This is a genomic window from Neisseria sp. P0021.S005, from assembly GCF_051956955.1.
Genome location: NZ_JBQCWY010000438.1, coordinates 1 through 2,587 on the forward strand (window position 1 = coordinate 1; position 2,587 = coordinate 2,587).

Here is a 2,587-nt window from a genome sequence, read left to right on the forward strand (position 1 = left end):
CCTGCCCTGTGATAAACGACACACCGCAAGGGCAGCTTTGTGGTGTGTTTTGTTTTTTCAGGCGGCCTCTTTATATAAAGTGAGAACATTATGAGCCTAAAAACACAATTAACCGAAGACATGAAAACTGCCATGCGCGCCAAAGACCAAGTGTCTTTAAGCACCATTCGCCTGATTAATGCCGCCATCAAACAATTTGAAGTAGATGAGCGTACCGAAGCCGATGACGCAAAAGTCATCTCCATCCTGACCAAAATGGTGAAACAACGCAAAGACAGTGCCAAAATCTATACCGAAGCCAGCCGTCAAGATTTGGCTGACAAAGAAAACGCGGAAATCGAAATCCTCAACCGCTACCTGCCCCAAATGATGTCTGCAGAAGAAATCAAAACTGTCGTTGAAGCAACTATTGCAGAAACCGGTGCATCAGGCATGGCAGATATGGGTAAAGTCATGGGCGTACTGAAAACCCGCCTGACCGGAAAAGCCGACATGGGCGAAGTCAACAAGGTTTTGAAAGCCGCATTGACTGCTTAATCATCAATAATCAAAAAGGCCGTCTGAAATATTATTTTCAGACGGCCTTTCTTATTGTGCTCATCAAGCAGCAGTTACTTTACCTTCATGACGCAACAAAGTAATCAAATCGCTGATACGTTTTTTCATGGAACGGCGATCGACAATTTGGTCGATTGCGCCCTTCTCCAACAAAAATTCTGCACGTTGGAAACCTTCCGGCAAGGTTTCGCGTACAGTCTGCTCGATAACGCGCGGACCTGCAAAACCAATCAGAGCATTCGGTTCTGCCAAAACCACATCACCCAAGAAGGCAAAGCTGGCAGATACGCCGCCCATGGTCGGGTCGGTCAATACGGAAATAAACGGCAGACGTTTTTCAGTCAGCAAATGCAAAGCCGCGCTGGTTTTCGTCATCTGCATCAAAGAGTTCAAACCCTCCTGCATACGCGCACCACCGGAAGCCGCCACGCAAATAAACGAACAATTATCTGCAACAGCACGGCGTACACCCTGAACGAAACGCTCACCCACGACCGAACCCATAGAGCCGCCGATAAAACGGAATTCAAACGCAGCCACCACGACAGGCAGGCCGTTCATGGTGCCTTTCATAACAACCAAAGCATCGTCTTCGCCGGTTGCTTTGCGCGCAGCAGCAAGGCGATCCGGATATTTTTTGCTGTCTTTAAATTTCAGCGGGTCTGTCGGTTTAATATTGGCTGCAATCTCTTCACGGCCTTCTTCATCCAAAAGCAGGTCCAAACGTTCGCGCGCAGAAAGCGGATTGTGATGATTACATTTCGGGCAGACTTCGCTGTTTTGTTTCAACTCGGTTGAGTAAACCGTTGCCGAACAAGACGGACATTTGTGCCACAGACCTTCAGGGACGCTGGACGAACTGCTTCGGTTTTTAATTTTCGGAGGAAGAATTTTATCTAGCCAGCTCATGAATGACTCCTTAGGATTCAGAATTTAGACGGCCAGTTAAACGTAAGGCCGTCTGAAATAATGGAATAAAAAATATTAGCGAATCGCGTCTTTCAACTCTTTAACCAACGCACCTACTGCTTCGGCCTCGCTACCCGCATGGCTTTCAATCTCTTTGACGATACGGCTGCCGACAATAACGGCATCCGCTACCGCACCAATTTTACGCGCATTCTCCGCATTATTGATGCCGAAGCCGACACCAATCGGAATATCGATGTATTTGCGCAAAAGCTCTATTTTACGCGAAACTTCTTCAGTATCCAAACTTGCAGCACCGGTTACACCTTTGAGCGATACATAATACACAAAACCGCCGGCTACTTTGGCAATCGTTTGAATACGCTCCTCAGTTGTTGTTGGCGCAATAAGGAAAATACAATCAATACCTTGCGCTTTCAACGAGTCATGCAAAGGCGCAATGGTTTCTACCGGAGAATCCACGGTCAACACGCCATCTACGCCTGCCTCGGCAGCCGCTTGCGCAAACGCCTGATAACCCATTTTATGTACCGGGTTCAAGTAACCCATTAACACAACCGGCGTTTTATCATTGGTTTGGCGGAACAAGCGTACTGTTTCCAATACATCGCGCAAAGAAACATGATTTGCCAACGCCCTTTCAGCCGCACGTTGAATAGTCGGGCCATCCGCCATAGGGTCAGAAAACGGCACACCTAGTTCCAAAATATCAGCACCATTAGCCACCAGGCTATGCATCAATGCCAAGGTTGTCTCAAGGCTGGGATCACCCACCGTAATATAAGGAATCAGTGCTTTTGCGCCATTGAGCGCTGAGAAAGTTTGTTGGATTCTGCTCATTTTCTGCTATCCATTTCATCGATTTGAATGTTGTCCGGCAGCCTGTTTATTCTGCCGTTACATTTGTTTTAAAAACCTCAGTCTGCCATGAAAAGGCGGTATCTATCCGCATTATCTAATGACTGGTTCTTTCCAATCGGCAAACAAGAGGCTAAGTATAACATTTACGGCTATTTCATAGAATCATTTGCAATCAAGATTCTGATATTTTGAAAGCAATATAAAACAATAAAGGCCGTCTGAAAATCATTCAAACAGC

At 46.5% G+C, this 2,587-nt stretch carries 3 protein-coding genes; 1 reads left to right on the plus strand and 2 read right to left on the minus strand.

The window, feature by feature from the left end:
- The first annotated feature begins 90 nt into the window (after positions 1-90).
- Complete coding sequence (locus ACTHUE_RS15260; protein WP_070461441.1) at positions 91-537, plus strand: GatB/YqeY domain-containing protein; 447 nt, start codon at positions 91-93, stop codon at positions 535-537.
- A gap of 63 nt (positions 538-600) precedes the next feature.
- On the opposite strand, the gene accD is transcribed toward ACTHUE_RS15260, so the two are convergent.
- Complete coding sequence (gene accD / locus ACTHUE_RS15265) at positions 601-1,467, minus strand: acetyl-CoA carboxylase, carboxyltransferase subunit beta (protein WP_070461440.1); 867 nt, start codon at positions 1,465-1,467, stop codon at positions 601-603.
- A gap of 75 nt (positions 1,468-1,542) precedes the next feature.
- Positions 1,543-2,328, minus strand: a complete 786-nt coding sequence (trpA, locus tag ACTHUE_RS15270) for a tryptophan synthase subunit alpha (protein ID WP_070461439.1) — start codon at positions 2,326-2,328, stop codon at positions 1,543-1,545.
- Positions 2,329-2,587: the final 259 nt, after the last annotated feature.

Bases quoted from the DNA above. Each gene is read 5' to 3' on its own strand.
- ACTHUE_RS15260 (WP_070461441.1), top strand. From the start codon at position 91: ATGAGCCTAAAAACACAATTAACCGAAGACATGAAAACTGCCATGCGC.
- accD (WP_070461440.1), bottom strand. From the start codon at position 1,467: ATGAGCTGGCTAGATAAAATTCTTCCTCCGAAAATTAAAAACCGAAGC.
- trpA (WP_070461439.1), bottom strand. From the start codon at position 2,328: ATGAGCAGAATCCAACAAACTTTCTCAGCGCTCAATGGCGCAAAAGCA.